This window comes from Amycolatopsis palatopharyngis (assembly GCF_003385185.1).
Taxonomy (GTDB): domain Bacteria; phylum Actinomycetota; class Actinomycetes; order Mycobacteriales; family Pseudonocardiaceae; genus Amycolatopsis; species Amycolatopsis palatopharyngis.
The window spans coordinates 1-15,563 of record NZ_PQHZ01000011.1 but is presented as its reverse complement, the minus strand read 5'-3'; the positions used below and the strand labels follow the sequence as shown (position 1 = coordinate 15,563).

18 protein-coding genes and 2 pseudogenes are annotated in these 15,563 nt (G+C 66.3%); 1 reads left to right on the top strand and 19 read right to left on the bottom strand.

All coding sequences use genetic code 11. The annotated features are described in order from the left end of the window. Positions 1-16: 16 nt before the first annotated feature. The 13 genes from D0C15_RS10795 to trxA form a co-directional block, all read right to left on the bottom strand. The gene (locus D0C15_RS10795; RefSeq protein WP_076153523.1) at positions 17-1,513 is read right to left on the bottom strand and encodes a UvrD-helicase domain-containing protein; all 1,497 of its coding nucleotides are present in this window, start codon (positions 1,511-1,513) and stop codon (positions 17-19) included. Then, positions 1,485-3,212, bottom strand: coding sequence for an ATP-dependent nuclease (locus D0C15_RS10790; protein ID WP_162830003.1), 1,728 nt, complete (start codon positions 3,210-3,212; stop codon positions 1,485-1,487). Before D0C15_RS10790 ends, D0C15_RS10795 begins: the two co-directional genes overlap by 29 nt. A 186-nt stretch (positions 3,213-3,398) precedes the next feature. Continuing rightward, the gene (locus D0C15_RS34980) at positions 3,399-3,689 is read right to left on the bottom strand and encodes a hypothetical protein (RefSeq protein WP_043830820.1); all 291 of its coding nucleotides are present in this window, start codon (positions 3,687-3,689) and stop codon (positions 3,399-3,401) included. Positions 3,690-3,966: 277 nt separating this feature from the next. Next, positions 3,967-4,470 carry a SprT family zinc-dependent metalloprotease gene (locus D0C15_RS34055; protein ID WP_072029960.1) on the bottom strand — a complete coding sequence of 168 codons (504 nt, stop codon included), beginning with the start codon at positions 4,468-4,470 and terminating at the stop codon, positions 3,967-3,969. Between the two features lie 36 nt (positions 4,471-4,506). Continuing rightward, positions 4,507-4,641 (bottom strand): hypothetical protein, encoded by a 135-nt coding sequence (locus D0C15_RS35445; protein ID WP_264082894.1) that lies wholly within the window; start codon positions 4,639-4,641, stop codon positions 4,507-4,509. Further along, positions 4,638-5,516: a DNA-processing protein DprA gene (locus D0C15_RS10780; protein WP_051171989.1), complete on the bottom strand. Its 879-nt coding sequence runs from the start codon at positions 5,514-5,516 to the stop codon at positions 4,638-4,640. The genes D0C15_RS35445 and D0C15_RS10780 overlap by 4 nt, the downstream gene beginning before the upstream one ends. 107 nt (positions 5,517-5,623) lie before the next feature. Further along, positions 5,624-6,079: a hypothetical protein gene (locus D0C15_RS10775; RefSeq protein WP_043830822.1), complete on the bottom strand. Its 456-nt coding sequence runs from the start codon at positions 6,077-6,079 to the stop codon at positions 5,624-5,626. 298 nt (positions 6,080-6,377) lie between these two features. Next, the gene (locus tag D0C15_RS34050) at positions 6,378-6,527 is read right to left on the bottom strand and encodes a hypothetical protein (RefSeq protein ID WP_157376277.1); all 150 of its coding nucleotides are present in this window, start codon (positions 6,525-6,527) and stop codon (positions 6,378-6,380) included. 897 nt (positions 6,528-7,424) lie between these two features. Beyond that, complete coding sequence (locus tag D0C15_RS34045; protein WP_137095937.1) at positions 7,425-7,724, bottom strand: hypothetical protein; 300 nt, start codon at positions 7,722-7,724, stop codon at positions 7,425-7,427. Between the two features lie 511 nt (positions 7,725-8,235). Further along, positions 8,236-8,454, bottom strand: a complete 219-nt coding sequence (locus D0C15_RS10770) for an SHOCT domain-containing protein (protein ID WP_043830825.1) — start codon at positions 8,452-8,454, stop codon at positions 8,236-8,238. Between the two features lie 64 nt (positions 8,455-8,518). Next, entirely contained in the window at positions 8,519-8,920 is a 402-nt protein-coding gene (locus D0C15_RS10765) for a DUF302 domain-containing protein (protein WP_043830827.1), read from the bottom strand. Between the two features lie 89 nt (positions 8,921-9,009). After that, complete coding sequence (locus D0C15_RS10760; protein WP_043830829.1) at positions 9,010-10,392, bottom strand: MBL fold metallo-hydrolase; 1,383 nt, start codon at positions 10,390-10,392, stop codon at positions 9,010-9,012. Between the two features lie 115 nt (positions 10,393-10,507). Continuing rightward, entirely contained in the window at positions 10,508-10,864 is a 357-nt protein-coding gene (trxA, locus tag D0C15_RS10755) for a thioredoxin (protein ID WP_043830913.1), read from the bottom strand. Between the two features lie 47 nt (positions 10,865-10,911). Here trxA and D0C15_RS34680 point away from each other — a divergent pair, with 47 nt between their 5' ends. Beyond that, a complete protein-coding gene (locus D0C15_RS34680) occupies positions 10,912-11,724 on the top strand; it encodes a PIG-L deacetylase family protein (RefSeq protein ID WP_245789002.1) in 813 nt (270 codons plus the stop codon). A 79-nt stretch (positions 11,725-11,803) separates the two neighbouring features. Here D0C15_RS34680 and D0C15_RS34975 read toward each other — a convergent pair. The 6 genes and pseudogenes from D0C15_RS34975 to D0C15_RS10720 form a co-directional block, all read right to left on the bottom strand. Beyond that, positions 11,804-12,562, bottom strand: a pseudogene (locus D0C15_RS34975) (cytochrome c oxidase assembly protein); the annotation flags it as partial. Continuing rightward, positions 12,562-13,122, bottom strand: coding sequence for a DUF2243 domain-containing protein (locus D0C15_RS10740; RefSeq protein ID WP_043830831.1), 561 nt, complete (start codon positions 13,120-13,122; stop codon positions 12,562-12,564). The gene D0C15_RS10740 and the pseudogene D0C15_RS34975, both read right to left, overlap by 1 nt. Positions 13,123-13,179: 57 nt before the next feature. Then, positions 13,180-13,572: a DUF302 domain-containing protein gene (locus D0C15_RS10735; RefSeq protein ID WP_043830833.1), complete on the bottom strand. Its 393-nt coding sequence runs from the start codon at positions 13,570-13,572 to the stop codon at positions 13,180-13,182. Positions 13,573-13,600: 28 nt separating this feature from the next. Next, entirely contained in the window at positions 13,601-14,998 is a 1,398-nt protein-coding gene (locus tag D0C15_RS10730; RefSeq protein WP_112285676.1) for an MBL fold metallo-hydrolase, read from the bottom strand. Positions 14,999-15,001: 3 nt separating this feature from the next. Further along, positions 15,002-15,319 (bottom strand): rhodanese-like domain-containing protein, encoded by a 318-nt coding sequence (locus D0C15_RS10725; protein ID WP_043830916.1) that lies wholly within the window; start codon positions 15,317-15,319, stop codon positions 15,002-15,004. Positions 15,320-15,346: 27 nt separating this feature from the next. Then, positions 15,347-15,563: pseudogene (locus tag D0C15_RS10720) on the bottom strand (sulfite exporter TauE/SafE family protein); the annotation flags it as partial.

The window sequence follows — 15,563 nt, the reverse complement described above, 5'->3', positions numbered from 1 at the left end:
GAAGAATCGGTGCTCGTCAGCAGCGGACGACTTTCTTTGCAGCACGGGTTAGAGCAACGTACAGGACGCGATCGTCAAAACGTTCCTGTTTCAGCCCTGCCGTCAGCCTGGCCACCTCGACATCAGCGAGTCGCAGGCCGACAACTGGCCATTCACGTCCCTTTGCTTGGTGCACTGTCATTCCGGCGACCACATGTGGCTGGTTCATGCGGCGTGCCAAGGCGAGTAGCCGGTCTAGTTGGACAGCCTCCCCGGCTTCTGGCATGCGACGGAGTTGGCGAGGGCTTCCAAGTAGGCGAAGTACCGCCCTGAGTGCTGTGATCGCTGCCGTAGCCGCTTGCGTGGTTGCCGGTCGGAGTGTTTCAAGTACTGCTCCAAGGAGGGCTCCTTCAGCGCGGACTATGTCTGGCTCAAGACCGAGCAGCGCTGCTGCTTCGTCGGCGTAGATTGCAGCGTGTCCGAAGTGTCCCTGCACGAGCCGGTCCAGCAGAAGCGCGATCGCGGCATCAGTTTGGTTGTCCAATCGGCCGAATGACAAAGGCAGGATGCAGTCGGGGCCTGTCCAGAGGTTGTCCCACCTGTGCGCGAGAACTACGTTGCATTCGGTGGCGTCGTTGGTCACGTCGAGAGCGATCGGTCGGTGTGCTCGCGCCAACTCGGCGATGCCGATCATCGCCGGTGTCTCGAAGCGGAAAGACGCCGAGACGGGGAAAGATTCGAACCCCTCGTGTTCCACAAGTTGGGGAACGAGCTCTGGACGGGCACCACGGAAGTCGTACAGCGCCTGCCAAGGATCACCGATCACAGTGGTACTGATTCTGGCGGACGCCGCGAGACGAACGAGTTCGAGATCGAGCTCGTTTGCATCGAACACCTCGTCGACGATGATCGCTTTCGTGGTAGCGGTAAGGTACTTGGCTACCTCCATGCGCAGTTCGGCGCGTCGAAGAACAGCGGCGATGATCTGACGCACTTCGGTGTGCGTACATCGTCCAGCCGCCAGGTGCTCCTCGAAGTGTCTCTTGGCGCCGATGTTGTAGTCGGGCCTCGTGATCTTGACGCCATGCGATCCGACCGTGGTCCCGTGCAGCACGGCGATCCGCCGGTAGTCCATCTCTTTCGACATCCAGCGGGCCCCGGTCTGCCCTCTCCACGTGTCCAGAACGGTTAGTTCCGTATGGTCGCCCATCCAGGAGATGACCTGCCGTCGCAGGAGAAACGCCAGGATTTCGCAGTGCAGTGTGTCGAGCGTGAGGGCTTGGTGGGGCCAGGAGAGCGCTCCGCTACCCCAGCGGCGACGGATTCGAGCAGCGAGTTCACCGCGCGCCGATCTGGTGAAGCTGAGCGCCAGGATCCTGCGAAGATCGGTGGGAGTGTCGTACCGGATCACGCCAAATCGCTCTGCGGCAACGGTGGTTTTCCCTGATCCTGGTGCTGCCACGATGAACGCGCGGTTCGCCGTGGTCGTCGCGGCGGCGCGCTGTTCAGAGGTCAGCGGCGATCGGGTCGGCATCGTCGTCCTTTGCGGCGGCGTAGAGGAAATCGAACATCTTTGCCACGTGTTCAGGCACCGTGACATGTTCGCCGTCTTCGCTGCGGCGCATGAGTTCGTCTGCGAAGGCGAGCGCGAACTCGGCCTTGCGCTTCTTGCCTGTGGTGGCGAAAAGGGTGTCGATGGCGTCGGGAGTGAAGGGTTCAGGTGGCGTGACGCTGATCTGTGTCAGGGCTTCGCGCACGGCTTCCTCGTTGCCGGGGGTGAAGGCTGGTTCGAGCGTCGGCTGGTTGTAGAAGCCCTGCACGTTCTGGGGATCGCTTTTGCTGAGCCATTGGGGTTGGGTGAAGGTCTCGGGAGGCCGCTTATCGGTGTCGGTGAATATGGCGATGCGGCTGGCAATCTCGTGCCCAGGTGCCGCCAGAAGGTCGACTGGCCAGCGGCCTGGCTTGCAGCCCATCACGGTGATCGTGAGCGCCTCGATGAACCGGCGCTTGAGGTCGTCGGGTCCGGCCCAGAAGCGGCCGAACTGCCGTAGTACCGCCCCCTCGGTGACGCCTTCGGTGATGATCATGCGCTCCGCGAAGAGCGCGGACGACCGGGTCGTGTCAAGGTGCAGCCGTGCCATCCGCAAGGTTCGCTTCTTGTCGTGAATGGGCATGGTGGCCATGACGCGCGAGGCGCGTCGTCCGTCCTGCAGCCGCCGCAGCACGACCAGTTCATCCGGCTTGCACGCCGAGATGATGTCGCCTGCGTGACTGCTGATGATCGTCTGAAGCTCCGGCCGTGCGGAGGTGATTTGCCGCAGGTACCGGGTCAGGCCGTGTTGCAGTTGCGGGTGCAGGTGCGCCTCGGGCTCCTCGATAACGACCGTGACGTGAAACCGATCAGGGAAGAACGCGTCTTCTCGCGATTCCGCCTCAGCTTCGCGTTGGGCGTCCCGTTCTGCTTCAGTGAGTTCATCTGCTCCTTCCTGAGCGCCCGCATCGGCTCCGTCCTCGTCAGCTCCCGCGTCCCCTCCCTCTGGAGCCTCGGCGGACTTGGTCATGTCCGGAATGGCGGCGAGGGTGACGGCGATGTGCAGCAGGTTGACATATCCCAGGCCAGATACTTCGAGTCGCTGGGCGAAAGCTCGGTCGTCGATAGCGCCCAGGAGCAACTCCAGCACCCTGGCGAGGTACGCGTCGTCGACAACCTGCCCCCCGACGAATGCGAACTGGTGGCTGACTCCGGACGACAGCGCGGTGAGGTGACCGCGGACGCGCTGCTCGACGGCCTCGATGAGGCCGGTCTTAGTGAGGGCATCGAGCAGTCTCCTCGCGCGGGAGCGGAGGTCAGCCAAGTTTCGATGGCCGCTGCGGGCTTGTTGCTCCGCGCGGAACAACTCGATCAGGACCTGCGCCTCCCGGCGGGCCAACTCGTCGAGCGGGTTGCGGTACGCCGGCAGGTAGATGAGCCGCAGCGCGTCGAACTCTTCAGGTTCCGAACCAACGGTCTTCGCGCGGACGCGGCCAAGGTTCCGTTCGAGCTGACGGGTCCAAGTCGGTGCCGGCATCGCGAGGTTCTGCAACATCTGCCCGACCGGGCCCTCGTCCGCCTCGGCGCTGAATGCGTACGAGATGTCGATCTGGCGGGGCGGGGCGGTGGCGAGGGTGGCGACAGTGGGTCGAGAGATCTGCGGGAAGCTGTGCGGGTGCGCCAGGTACAACGCGTCCGCCACCGTGCTCTTGCCAGCGTTATTCGCCCCGACCAACAGCGAGAAGCGTCCGGGAAACTCGCAGACGATCTCCTCGTCGCCGGCAGCTCGGAACCCGCGCACAGCCACCCGCTGTAGATACACCCATCCTCCATGCGTTGGGGCCGGCGCCTGAGCGTGGTCGCCAGCGGTTCGGCGATAGCGCGGACGTCAGCCGGCCGTGGTGTCTTGTTCGGTTTCCTTGCCTTCGAGCAGCTTGTACAGGTTGGTCCGGTCCATGCCCAGGGCGCGGGCGACCTGCGCTTTCGGGACCTTGTCCTCGATGGCCGCGGTCATGCGATCGAACCGCACGTCACGGGCCTTCTTGAGCTCGTCGAGTGTCGTGACCCGCTGGGCCTGAAGCGCTGCTTCTTGATCACGGACGCTCTGGAGCCGATCCTGGAGTTCCTTGACCTCGGCAGCACTTTCCCGAAGCAGCTCGAAGTGCTGTTCCTTGTCCACTTCCTGCCTCCTTCCAGGTCGCTCGTGGTGCAGATCGTGTCGACCCGCACTCCATGTTGTATCACGCTGTAGAGGACAACACTCCAGTTCGACATCTGGTGGGTTTCGCGCCGGACCTGGCTGTTCGCACTGCGTCCGGCGCGGGACCCACCAGATTGTGCCAATGCGCCCCTCTTGCCCTGCGGTTTCAATCGCCGAGCCAAGCGTGACGGCCGACCTCGGCGAGTTCCGTTCGGCGCTGCTGCCAGTCCGGCATCCAGAGGTACATCCGCCGTTGTCATGCGCGGCCGTGGGCGCGCGTCCGTTTGGCTGGGTGGCGTGCGCCTGTTCGTGGACGAGCACGTACTCGATGAGCCGCATCGGCAGGCCGAACACGGCCCAGTGCAGCGTCGTCGTTTGCTTCGGCGGCCCCTCGTAGATGCCCTAACGGGCGCCGTCCGAGGTCGCGCACGGCGTAGCTCAGGCCGGCGATGTGGCCGTCCAGTTCGTAGTGGCGCCCTTCGCGGCGCAACCAAGCGAGCCCGACCTGCTGGTACAGCCCGATCACTGCCCGGCGGACCAGCTCTGGCCGCTGCCTCCGCGCGGACAAGACGCCGTCGGACGTGGTCAGAGGCAGCTGTGCGGTGCCCGCGGGCGAGGCGTCGACGAGCTGGAGCCGGTAACGCTGGCCGAGCAGGTCGAACTCCTCGCCGTCGACGAGCTCCTTTACCGCGTGATCCGGGGCCAACCGCGTGGCTCTCTCGACCTTCTCGGCGGATCCATCGACGATGGCTGCCGACAAACCGCGCAACCTGCTCCGGGGTGGCCGTCGGTGGGATCAGCACGGCGCCGCCTCCGGATTGACCTGAATGCCGGTCTTGCGCCGTCGTGGACGGATGGCCACCTCGACCTGCCACTCGGGCGGCAGGTCGAGGGCGGTCAGTGCGGTCAGGAAGGCGTCCGGGCCGGTCATCGCACTCCCTCCTGGTAGTTGATGTGCTCGACCGAACTGGCCACGGTGGCGGCGCCGGTGCGCAGCAACTCGTTCACGCCCTTCGACGTCACGAAGTGGATCGAGCCCGGCACGCCGTAGACCCGGCGGCCGAGTTCTCCAGCGGCACGGGCCACGGCGAGGGCACCGCTGCGCTGTCCTGCCTCGACGATGACGGTCGCCGCGGCGAGAGCAGCCAACAGCCGGCACCGCGCGTGGAACCGGATGCGGGTCGGTCGTGTGCCGATCGGGTACTCGCTGACCAGCAACCCGCCCTGCTCGATCACCGCCTGGTAGAGCCGGGCGTGCTGGTGCGGATGGGTCCGGTCAACCCCGTTGGCGAGCACGACGACCGTCCTGCCGTCTGCGGCCAGTGCGCCGCGGTGCGCTGCTTCGTCAACGCCGAGGCTGCCGCCGCTGAGGACGGTCACCCCGGCACGGGCGAGTTTGTAACTGACGTCCCCCGCGACTGTGTTTCCGCACTCCGTCGACGCGCGGGCGCCCGTGATGGTGACGGCGAGGCTGGTGAGCTCGGCCAACGAACCGCTGCCGCGCACCCAAAGCGCGAGCGGAACGCCGAGGCCGGCTAGGCCGATCCGCCTTCCGAGCGGCCAGTCGCCGTCTTCGGGCTTGAGCAGGCGGGCCGTGCAGTTGTCGAGTGCCCGCAGGTCGTCGTCGATCCGAGCGTCAGGCCGGGTGACCTCGCTGAGCACGGCGGCGGGGGCGGTGCCGCGCCGAATCTGCGCGACGGCGTCGACCGGCCCGTGGACGGCGACGTAGTGGTGAAGGGCGGGCGCGGGTGGTTCGGCCGCGCGCAGAAGGAACAGCCGGGCGTGCAGTTCGTCGTGTGAAGGCATGGTTCAACTCCTCGATGGGCAGGGCTTGCTCGGGTCGGTGGACTCCACAGCTGCGGTTGGCGCTGGTCCGGCTAGGGCTCGGTGCGGTCGTGCAGCGGGATGGGCAGTCAGTGCCCGATCAGCTCGCGCCAGCGCCCATCACCCGTGTGGAGGTGAGCGCCGGAGGCCATGAACCACTTGCCGGGCGGAGCGTCTGCCGGGCGCACGACGTAGCGGCCGTACTGGAACAACAGGTAGACGCTCGGCGCGTCGTCGGAGGGTTCGGAGATCGGGGCGAAGGCTGGCAGCGTCCGGTCTTCCCCAACACCGAGGATGGTGACGTGGCGGACGCGGTAGGACAGGCCCTTGTTGGGGCAGTGGATCGGGCCGGTCAGGACCTCCGCGCGCAGTCCTTTCTGGATCACCGGGACCTCGATGACGCCGTCGCCGACTTCGGGGATCTGGTCGAGTTCCGCGATGCCCCAGGGTGTCTCGGTGTAGGCAGCTAGAAGCCGGTAGGCCGGGACATAGTCGGTGCCATGGCGTACGGTCGCTTTGGCCTCGGCGGGCAGCCGGGTCAGCACCGTCTCGCGTAAGCGACGTGTCCAATCGTGCGCCTCGCTTGGTGCCCGACGATCGTGCCGCTGGCCTGGTACTCGTAGCATTCCAGCAGGCACAGCACGGCGATCGGATGCAGCGTGCGGTCGGTCACCGTTGCGACGTAGTCTGGCGGCTCGCCGTCCTCCTGCTCGACGTCGCGATGGGGTCGGTGCTACTGAAGTGGCTCTGGTCCGCCGCCTCTTGCACGAGAACAGCGTCGCCGTGCAAGATCGCTTCGGGCCTGGCCTGCTTCTGCTTCTGTTCGGGCAGCCATTGTCCAAACTAGCCCGACTGAGACGTGACCAGATCGTCCATGAGGATGGCGAAACTCGGATCGTGCTGGGCGCCGAGCCAGTGGACTTGCCCAGTCCGCTGGACGGTCTCGTGTGCCAATTCGCCGACGACCGGCGCGGGCACGCCGTCCTCGGCCACACCGACCAACCATCCGTTGGCTGTTTCCCGGAGGCGCTCCGGGACGGCCGATCAGCGCCGCCCGCCTCATGACCAGACTTCACCCACTGGGTATCCGGGGCCCGGCTCCGCACGCAGCACTGTCCTCATGGACCTCGCCAGCCAGCTGCCACCAGTCGTGCTCAGCAAGCTGCTCGGCATCCACATCAACACCGCCACATACTGGGCCCACCAGGCCAATAGGTCTGGCGCCGCCTACGCCGCCGACCTAGCCCGCCGCACAACCCGTCAGGGTCCGTAACGCGAACGGAATTTCCGGCGTGGCCGGCTCGCCCGCACCGGGGGTGAGCGCTGGTCCACCTCCTACTTGTCAACGTGCAGCAGGTCGTCGAGCTCTGCCACCCGACCATGCGTGCGGCCAACCACCGCCTGCTCGACCTGTTCAAGGGGCGCGTCGTCGACCGCTTCCAGCGGTTCGTCGCACTCAGCCGACAGCCCGGCGCCGCCCGCGGACGACTGACCGCGTGGTGGTCCGAGCTGCGCTGCGGCCGGCTCTTCGGCGGCATGGTCCGCCCCGATGCTTACGGCGCGTCGGCACGAAGACGGCTACCCGATCGCGTTCTTGCTCGAACTCGAACTCGACCTCGGCATCGAAGATGAATTGTTGCGGTTGACCCGGCCCCGCCGATGGCTTCGAGATGCAACGGGAGTTGTCGCGCGACAGGTCGAGCTACCGGACGTGGCGCATCTGATGCTGGATTCGGGCATGAACTTCGTGGTCCGACCCGCAAGTGTTCGAAGACCATGCTGGGGAACTGGCCCGACAGCAGGAGAGCCGGTTTCTGGTAAGGCGATCGCGATCGCACCGCAGGCGGTCCAACCTCTCCTTGGATGTCTCGGTGCACAGCAGCAGGCGGGTCACATGGGGCGCATTCCGCAATCCCGCATGAGCTGCGCCATACCGGGAGAGTTCATCATTTGCCGCATCGCCTGCGCCAAGGCAGGGTTGTCCTTGGCATTCTGCATGAGCTGCTGCATGGCTGAGCTGTCCATCATCTCCTGCATTGCCTGGGCCAATCCCGGTGGGCAGCGGTCAGCACCTGCACCACGGTTCTCCGACGCAGCGGCTGCTGGGGAGACACTCCCTATGGTGAGAGCGGCAGCGAGGGCGGTGGCGCCGATCGACAGAGCAGCTGAGCGCAGCGTGCGGGGCATCATGACGTCTCCTCTATCGCCTACTGATTGCTGGTCCACCGGGTTTCCCTTCGCAGGCCTGCTCAAACCATTGCCGTACTCGGCTTGCTCGAACGAGGGATGGCACGAGTAGGCGCCTCACTGCTGGGGCGTTCCGACCATCAATCGTAGCGCGAGCTGACGGGGGAGGTCCCGGTCCGAGACACCGGCCGCCGTAATTCGTGGACATCAGCGTCGTCTGCAAGACACGGCGTGCGAGCCAATGTAATTCAGCCCGGGGTTTTGGCTACGGTGACGCCGGGTTAACAAGCACAGGGTGCCTGGGTTTCGGTACCGCTACTGCGCCAGATCGGGCAAGCGGATTTCGAGAGCGCGAAGCCTCCGAAGTACTAGCACGTTGGGGACGACGAGGGCAGCAATCATCCCCATGGGCAGTAGTGGCATCAACGGAAATCTGGGAGGTTTCATGGTCATACTCCACGTTCCGGCTGTCCTTGACGGCAGCACAATGGCTGGTGTCGGTTGATTGATTGGCTCAGTTCAGGTCGGTTCGTCGGCTGCGGTACTCCTGCTCGTCGATCTCGCCGCGGGCATATCGCTCGTCGAGGATCCGGTGCGCGGAGGAGGTGCCCTCTTGGGCACCGCCGTGTCGGTCCTGCATGAGCCGGTAGATCAGGTAGGCCAGCAGGGCTAGTCCGATCAGCAGGAGTACTGGCCAGAGCCAGAACCAGCCCATCATGGAACCGTCCATCATGGTCGTCACACTCCAGTCGCCCGTGCTTGCGTCGCCTCTGCGGGTTTCACGGTCCGAGGCACCGCTAAACGCTGCGGTGGGTCAGAGCGTCGAGGGCGGTGTTGATGCGTTGTCCGGCTTCGTCGGCGATGGGCTGAAGTTGGTCGAGTTCGGGCACGGTGACCATGACCTGGGGATCGAGGGCCTGGACCACGGTCTGGTTGTCCCCGTCGGCGCGGACCACGACGTTGCAGGGCAGCAGCAGTCCGATTTGCCGGTCGATGTCGAGGGCGCGGTGCGCGAGTTGGGGATTGCACGCGCCGAGGATGACGTACGGCTCCATATCGGCGTCGAGCTTGGTCTTCAGCGTGGCCTGCACATCGATCTCGGTGAGCATACCGAACCCCTGCTCCTGAAACGCCTCCTTCACCGTCGGCACGGCCTGTTCATACGGTAGATCGAGCGTGATCGTCCGGGCGTAATCCATGATGATCTTCCTTGACGTGTGGGTTGCTTTAACGGTGTCATGCTGTACTCGGTCGCGCTGGTCACGGCCAATGCCAGTGGCTAACGCCGTTAGCGCGTCACCGCACTGTGCTGGGCAGCGGCACGGAAAGGGGCGCCGGTTGCGGCAGCCTGGTCAATGTCGTCGTCAATCACGACGACATGGCGGCCGGCGGCGGCCAGGATGGAGGCGGCGATGGAGGCACGGTAGCCGGAGCGGCAGTGCACCCATACCTCGCCGGGGGGGACGTCGGTAAGCCGGTCGAGTAGGTCGTGCAGCGGGATGTGGACGGCGCCGTCCAGGTGACCGGTGGCCCATTCCTGGTTGCGGCGCACGTCGAGGACCACGACCGGACGGTGGTGGAGCACTGTGGCCAGGTCGGCGAAGTCCGCGACAGCCAACGACTCCAGGGGCGTGTCGCCGGACCACTCGTGCGGGTCGCCGGTGGCCGCGGCTTCGATGCGGTCGAGGCCGATGCGCACCAGTTCACGCTGCGCCTCGGCGACCTGCTCGGCGGTGTCGCCCAACAGTGTCAACGGGGTGCCCCAGGGGATCAGCCAGCCGAGGTAGGTGACGAAGTTGCCGTCGGCGCCGAAGTTGAGGGTGCCGGGAACGTGGCCGGCCGCGAACGCGGTCCGGGTGCGCAGGTCCACCACCCATTCACCGGACTCGAGGCGTCGGCGCAACTCGGGGGCGTCGGCCTGCTCCGGCGGGGACAGATCCGGCGCCTGTGGCCCAGCAGTGTTGAGCGGCATCATGTGGGTGTAGTAGGCCGGGTAGTCGTCCAGGCCCTGCAGCAGGGAGTGGACGTAGTCCTGCTCGTCCTGTGTCAGGGCGGGGTTGGTCTGCTTTTCCTGGCCGATGGTGGATTGCTCGCCCTGTGCCTGAGTGGCCGAGCAGAAGCTGCCGAACCCGTGGGTGGGGTAGATTTCCGCATCGTCGGGGAGTTCGGTGGCCAACCTCCGTGCCGAGCCGTACTGCGCGTGCGCGAGTTCTTCGGTGTGCACGGTCCCCAGCAGATCCGGCCGCCCGGTCGAGCCGTAGAGCAGCGAGCCGCCGGTGAACACCGCCGGTGGGCGGCCGGGGGTTTCCAGCACATAGGACAGATGCGTGAAGGTATGGCCTGGGGTGGTCAAGGCGCGTACCCGCATCGCCGGGCCGATCTGTACCTCGTCGCCGTCACTGATCGGCTGGCGATCGAAGGACACGGTGTCAGCCGCGTTGACGTGGTAGGCCGCTCCGGTGGCCTGCGCCAGTGCCAACCCTCCGGTCACGTAGTCGTTGTGAATGTGCGTTTCGAACACGTCGGTGACACACACACCCCGCTGCTGGGCGAGCGTGAGGAATCGGTCGATGTCGCGCTGCGGGTCCACCACGAACGCCACGTCGCCATCGGTGACTAGGTAGCTACGGTCGCCCAGCGTGGGCGTGTCGAGTGCGATGATGTCTACCATCTTGCTTCTCCTCGTCTCACAATCTTCAGCTCAGACGTTGTCTGGTCGCAGGCCCCGCTCCACGGGATTCGGGTACTCGGCGTCCGCGCTGACGATCGCGATCGGATCATCACGGTCACTGTTCGGCGAGTTCTTGCCGAACCTGGCCCATATCGACCTCGCGGGCCTTCCCGATCAGGTCCTCGAGCGCACTCTCCGGCAGCGCACCGGGCTGCGCATACAGCACCACGCCATCACGCGCGACTATCAAGGTGGGAATCGAGGAGATACCGAACCGCGCCGCCAGTTCCGGCTGCGCCTCAGTGTCCACTTTGCCGAACCGGACATCCTCGTGACGCTCGGATGCGCGCTCGAACACCGGCGCGAACTGTCGGCACGGCCCGCACCACGCCGCCCAGAAATCCACCAGCACCATGCCATCCGCGCTGATGACCTCGTCAAAAGTGTCATTAGCCAGCTCGATTGTTGCCATCATGCACCTCCTTCTCATACCCCCCTGGGTATTATAACAGTCTCGCAGTGGCTGGCATTCCACGTATCGACCGCGCGGTCGTTCAGCTGGCGGCGACATACCCCCGGGCGTACAACGGTGGTATGGGACAGGATGCGCAAGCAAGAAGCAGGGAAGAGCAGGCCCGTGACCTGCTCGACGCGGCAGACACCGTGCTCGCGGTGGTCGCGCACCCGGACGACGAATCGTTCGGACTTGGCGCGGTGCTCGACCACTTGGCCACTGCGGGAACGTCGGTGACGGTGCTGTGTTTCACCCACGGTGAGGCCTCCACCCTGGGCGGAGAGCACGCCGATCTGGGCGCATTACGGGCCGACGAGCTGGACGCGGCGGCCACAGTACTCGGTGTCAAGCGCAGCGTCCTGCTGGACTACCCCGACGGAGGCCTGACCGACGTGTCCGTGGACGAACTCGCCGGTCACGTCGAGTCGCTGGCCGCCGAGGTGAGACCGACCTACCTGCTGGCGTTCGACACCACCGGCGTGACGTCCCACCCCGACCACGTCCGTGCCACCGAAGCTGCCCTGGCCACCGCCGACCATCTGGGTCTGCCCGTCCTCGGCTGGACGTTACCGGCCCAGGTCGCCGACCAGCTCAACCCGGAGTTCGGCAGCCCCCTGGTTGGCTCACCGCCTGACTTGGTCGACCTCACCCTGCCCGTCTCCCGGACACGCCACCATCAAGCCATCGCCTGCCACCGTAGCCAGTCCACCGACAATCCACTCCTGCACCGGCGCCTGGACCTGCTCGGTGACACCGAACACCTCCGCCTGCTCCGCCCACACCGGCCGGCCCCGCGCGCTCGCGCGGACGACCACTGAGGCCACGACTCAGGCTGGTGACCAAGCGGCCTGGGCCTGTCCGCGGTGGGGCGGGGTGCCGTTCGGGGCGCCAGGTGGCGACGAGGGCAGCGGCGAGGAGGAGTTCGGCGATGTCGCCGCCGTAGTACATGATCTCGGCGCCTCCCCGGACCTCGACGATCGGGGCGTGAATGTTGATCCAGAAGCCCCCGTACATCAACTGCGAGATCACGGCGTGCAGCGCGATGGCGCAGCCGAGGTAGACCAGCCGGGTGCGGACACCGGGCCGCGCGGGCGCGGGGTCGGGGCCGGCGATGGCGTAGGCGAACAGGTAGCCAGCGAAGAGGAAGTGGGCGTGCAGCAGCCAGTGACCGGTCGGCTGACTCGTCATCGCGGTGTAGAGCGGCGTGAAGTACAGCACCGCGAGGCTGCCGGTGGACAACATCAGGGCGGTTGCCGGGTGGGCCAGGAGATGGGCCGGGCGGCTGTGCAGGATGGCGGTCAGTTGGCGTCCGCGGAGCGTGGGCAGGGCCCGCAGCAGCACGGTGACAGGTGCACCAAGCACCAGGGCGAGTGGGGCATACATTCCAATGAGCAGGTGCTGCGCCATGTGGCCACGGAAGTCAGTGTGGGCCCATGCCGCGACCGGCGGCAGCAGCGCCACGGCCAGCAGGAAGAGCCCGGTGAGGAAACTGGCCGTGCGCCACCGGCTCCAGCCCTGCACCGGGTTGCTCACGCGGGCACGCCGTGCCAGGTAAAGATAGACCCCGGCACAGACGAGGAGCGTGAGCGTGACCAGCAGCAGCTGGATGGCACTGCTGGTTGCGCCATAATCAGGTGGATGCGGGTCGTGGCCCATCAGTCATGTCGTCCTGCCTGCCCACCGCTGACAGCGTGGGGGTCGACGGGTCGGCCACTGCGCTGGAGCAGGTAGCCGCCGACGAGCAGGAACGCGCCCATGACGAGGAAGCCGAGGTCCCACCACAGCTGATGAGGGCCGCCGTGAACGTGATGGATCCCCAGGATGTGGTGGTCCAGGACACCTTCGACGAGATTGAAGATGCCCCAGCCCGCCAGGATCCAGCCCCACAGCACGCGGGAAGTCCACACCTGGCGGCGGTTGTGGGTGACCCGGGAGTACAGGATAGCCAAGCCCAGCAGGACGGCGAGCCAGCACACGGTGTGGAAGACGCCATCCCAGACGGTGTTCATCTCCAGGCCCGACACCGTTTCGGGATCGTAGTACTCTACTCCGATATTGTCGGTGTTCGTGCTGGTCAGCATATGATGCCATTGCAGCAGCTGGTGCAACAGGATGCCGTCGACGAACCCGCCGAGCCCCACGCCCAGCACGATGCCCGGCAGTTGGAGGCCTGCCGGCGCCGCGCCTACGGGAGCCTGCCTCTCCGCACTCGTCATCGTGTTCCCTCTCTTGTGGACAACTGTCGCGTCCTTCCCGGCGCCCCTGCGCTACGGTCAGGCAGCGAGTGCCTGCAGGGCGGCGTGGATGCGTTGTCCGGCGTCGTCGGCGATGGACTGGAGCTCGTCGAGTTCGGGCACGGTGACCATGACCTGAGGGTCGAGGGCCTGCACCAGGGTCTGGTTGTCGCCAGCGGCGCGGACCACGACGTTGCAGGGCAGCAGCAGTCCGATTTGCCGGTCGATGTCGAGGGCGCGGTGCGCGAGCTGGGGATTGCACGCACCGAGGATGACGTACTGCTCCATGTCCGCGTCGAGCTTGTTCTTCAGGGTGGCCTGCACGTCGATCTCGGTGAGCGTGCCGAACCCCTGCTCCTGAAAGGCTTCCTTCACCGTCGGCACGGCCTGCTCATACGGCAGGTCAAGGGTAATAGTACGGGCGTAATCCATCGCAGTCCTCCATGAGAGAGCGCTTGTGTCAGGTTGTGGTCGGGTAGCTCGCACGCTGCCACGCGGTCATACCGCCGGCGACGTTGATCACCGGGATGTCGCGTTCTCGCGCGAGCAGGCTGGCGGCGACCGACGAGCGGTAGCCGCTGCCGCACGTGACGGCGACAGGTTTGTCCGCGGGGACCTCGTCGAGCCGGTCGGGTAGTTCGGCGCCGGTGATGAACGTGGCGCCGGTGACGTGGCCGGCGGCCCACTCCGCGGGCTGGCGCACGTCGAGCAGAGTGACCGCGTCCTCGTCAAGCCTGCGTTTCAGCTCGTCCACTGTGATCTGCGGGGTGCGGTCGATCGGCCGTGCCGAGGTGCGCCAAGCGCTCATGCCCCCGGCCAGCCACCCGACGGGCATGCGGTAGCCGATGCGCAGCAGTTGCCAGACCGTCTCCCACAAATCCCCGGAGCGGTCGAGCACGAGCAGGATCTCCGCGTCGGCGGGGAGCACGGTGCCAGCCCAGGTGGCGAAGGACGAGCCGAGGCCGACATTGACGGCGCCGGGGATGTGGCCGCCGCCGAAGGCTTCCGACGAGCGGGTGTCGAGCACGACGGCGCCGCCGTCGAGGGCAGCGGCGACGTCGTCGGGTGGTAGTGCCGGTGGCTCGGTGAGTACGCCGAGGGGGTCGACGCCGGCCATGTTCTGGGTGCGCATACGCCGCCAGTACGGGGGCACGGCGGGGAGGTTGTCCAGCCGGATGCATTGCCGCACGAATTCGTCTTTCTCGGCGACCTCGGCCAGGGTCGCGTTCGTGCGTTTCTCGTATCCGAGTGTGGTCGACAGGCGGGACCCGATGTTGCCGCCGCACAGTGATCCGGCCACGTGTGTGGGGAACACTTCGACGTGGTCGGGCAGCGTGAGCAGCTTGGTCTGGATCGTGTCGCAGTAGACCTCGGCGTGGCGGCGGGCCTGCTCCTGGCCACCGAGCAGGTCGGGGCGGGCGAGGTCACCGACAAGCAGCGCCCCGCCGGAGAGCAACAACGCTGGGGTATCGGCGCTGGCGGAGCGATCGTAGACGAGCAGGCTGATGTGCTCGGGGGTGTGCCCGGGCGTGTGCATCACTTCGATGCCGACGTCGCCGAATTCGATCTGCTCGCCGTCGGCGATCGGCCGGTGTGCGTAACTCAGCTCGCCGGCGGCTGAACCCCATACCTGCGGCGGGTGCGCGGATCCGGCCAGTTCGCCTAACCCGGACAGGTAGTCGTTGTGCCCATGGGAATCACACGCGTAGGTGATCCGGAATCCCTGGTCGCGGGCCGTCTGTCGATAGATCTCCACATCGCGGCGGGGGTCGAACACCAGCGCCTGACCGGTCTTCTCGTCCCCGATCAGGTAGGAGGCGTGTCCGAGGCTGTTGAGGTAGAACTGCTGGAACCACATGGTTCACGCCACCCTTCCCGGCTTGCCGTCAGGGGTGGTGAAGGGGAGTGCGGCCTCCTGCCATGCCTGCATCCCACCGTCGGTGTTCTCCGCGGAATAACCCTGTTGCCGCAGGAATTCGGCTGCCTGTCCACTGCGGTGACCGCTGCGGCACACGGTCACCACGGGCCGCGTGGTGTCGAGCTCGGTGAGCCGGGTGGGCACCTCGGCCATCGGAATGTGCCGGGCGCTCTCGATGCGGCCGGCCTGCCATTCCTCGGGCTCGCGCACGTCCACCAGCTGTACCTCGTTTCGTCGCCGGTAGAGCTCCTCGACCTGCATCCTGCACTCCTTCCTTTCCGTGGTTTCTCATGTCAGCGCGCTGGTGTTGATCAGGGCCTGAACCGCGACGAATACCGCGACCGCGATCACCAGGTAGGCGAACCAGCGGCGCAAACGGTCGGCGTCCACGCGGCCGGCAAGCCTGCCCGAGGCCACCGACGCCGCGAGGGCGGCGATCGTGAAGGCCGCGACCACTGAATAGTCCAGTTCGGTCACCGCGTCCCAGTGAGCCGCCAGTCCGGCG

Coding starts and splice junctions, on each gene's coding strand:
- D0C15_RS10740 (WP_043830831.1), bottom strand. CDS start 13,122: ATGACGAGTGCGGAGAGGCAGGCTCCCGTAGGCGCGGCGCCGGCAGGC.
- D0C15_RS34045 (WP_137095937.1), bottom strand. CDS start 7,724: ATGATGCCCCGCACGCTGCGCTCAGCTGCTCTGTCGATCGGCGCCACC.
- D0C15_RS10760 (WP_043830829.1), bottom strand. CDS start 10,392: ATGGTAGACATCATCGCACTCGACACGCCCACGCTGGGCGACCGTAGC.
- D0C15_RS10730 (WP_112285676.1), bottom strand. CDS start 14,998: ATGTGGTTCCAGCAGTTCTACCTCAACAGCCTCGGACACGCCTCCTAC.
- D0C15_RS10735 (WP_043830833.1), bottom strand. CDS start 13,572: ATGGATTACGCCCGTACTATTACCCTTGACCTGCCGTATGAGCAGGCC.
- trxA (WP_043830913.1), bottom strand. CDS start 10,864: ATGGCAACAATCGAGCTGGCTAATGACACTTTTGACGAGGTCATCAGC.
- D0C15_RS35445 (WP_264082894.1), bottom strand. CDS start 4,641: ATGACCGGCCCGGACGCCTTCCTGACCGCACTGACCGCCCTCGACCTG.
- D0C15_RS10770 (WP_043830825.1), bottom strand. CDS start 8,454: ATGATGGACGGTTCCATGATGGGCTGGTTCTGGCTCTGGCCAGTACTC.
- D0C15_RS10780 (WP_051171989.1), bottom strand. CDS start 5,516: ATGCCTTCACACGACGAACTGCACGCCCGGCTGTTCCTTCTGCGCGCG.
- D0C15_RS10725 (WP_043830916.1), bottom strand. CDS start 15,319: ATGCAGGTCGAGGAGCTCTACCGGCGACGAAACGAGGTACAGCTGGTG.
- D0C15_RS10795 (WP_076153523.1), bottom strand. CDS start 1,513: ATGCCGACCCGATCGCCGCTGACCTCTGAACAGCGCGCCGCCGCGACG.
- D0C15_RS10765 (WP_043830827.1), bottom strand. CDS start 8,920: ATGGATTACGCCCGGACGATCACGCTCGATCTACCGTATGAACAGGCC.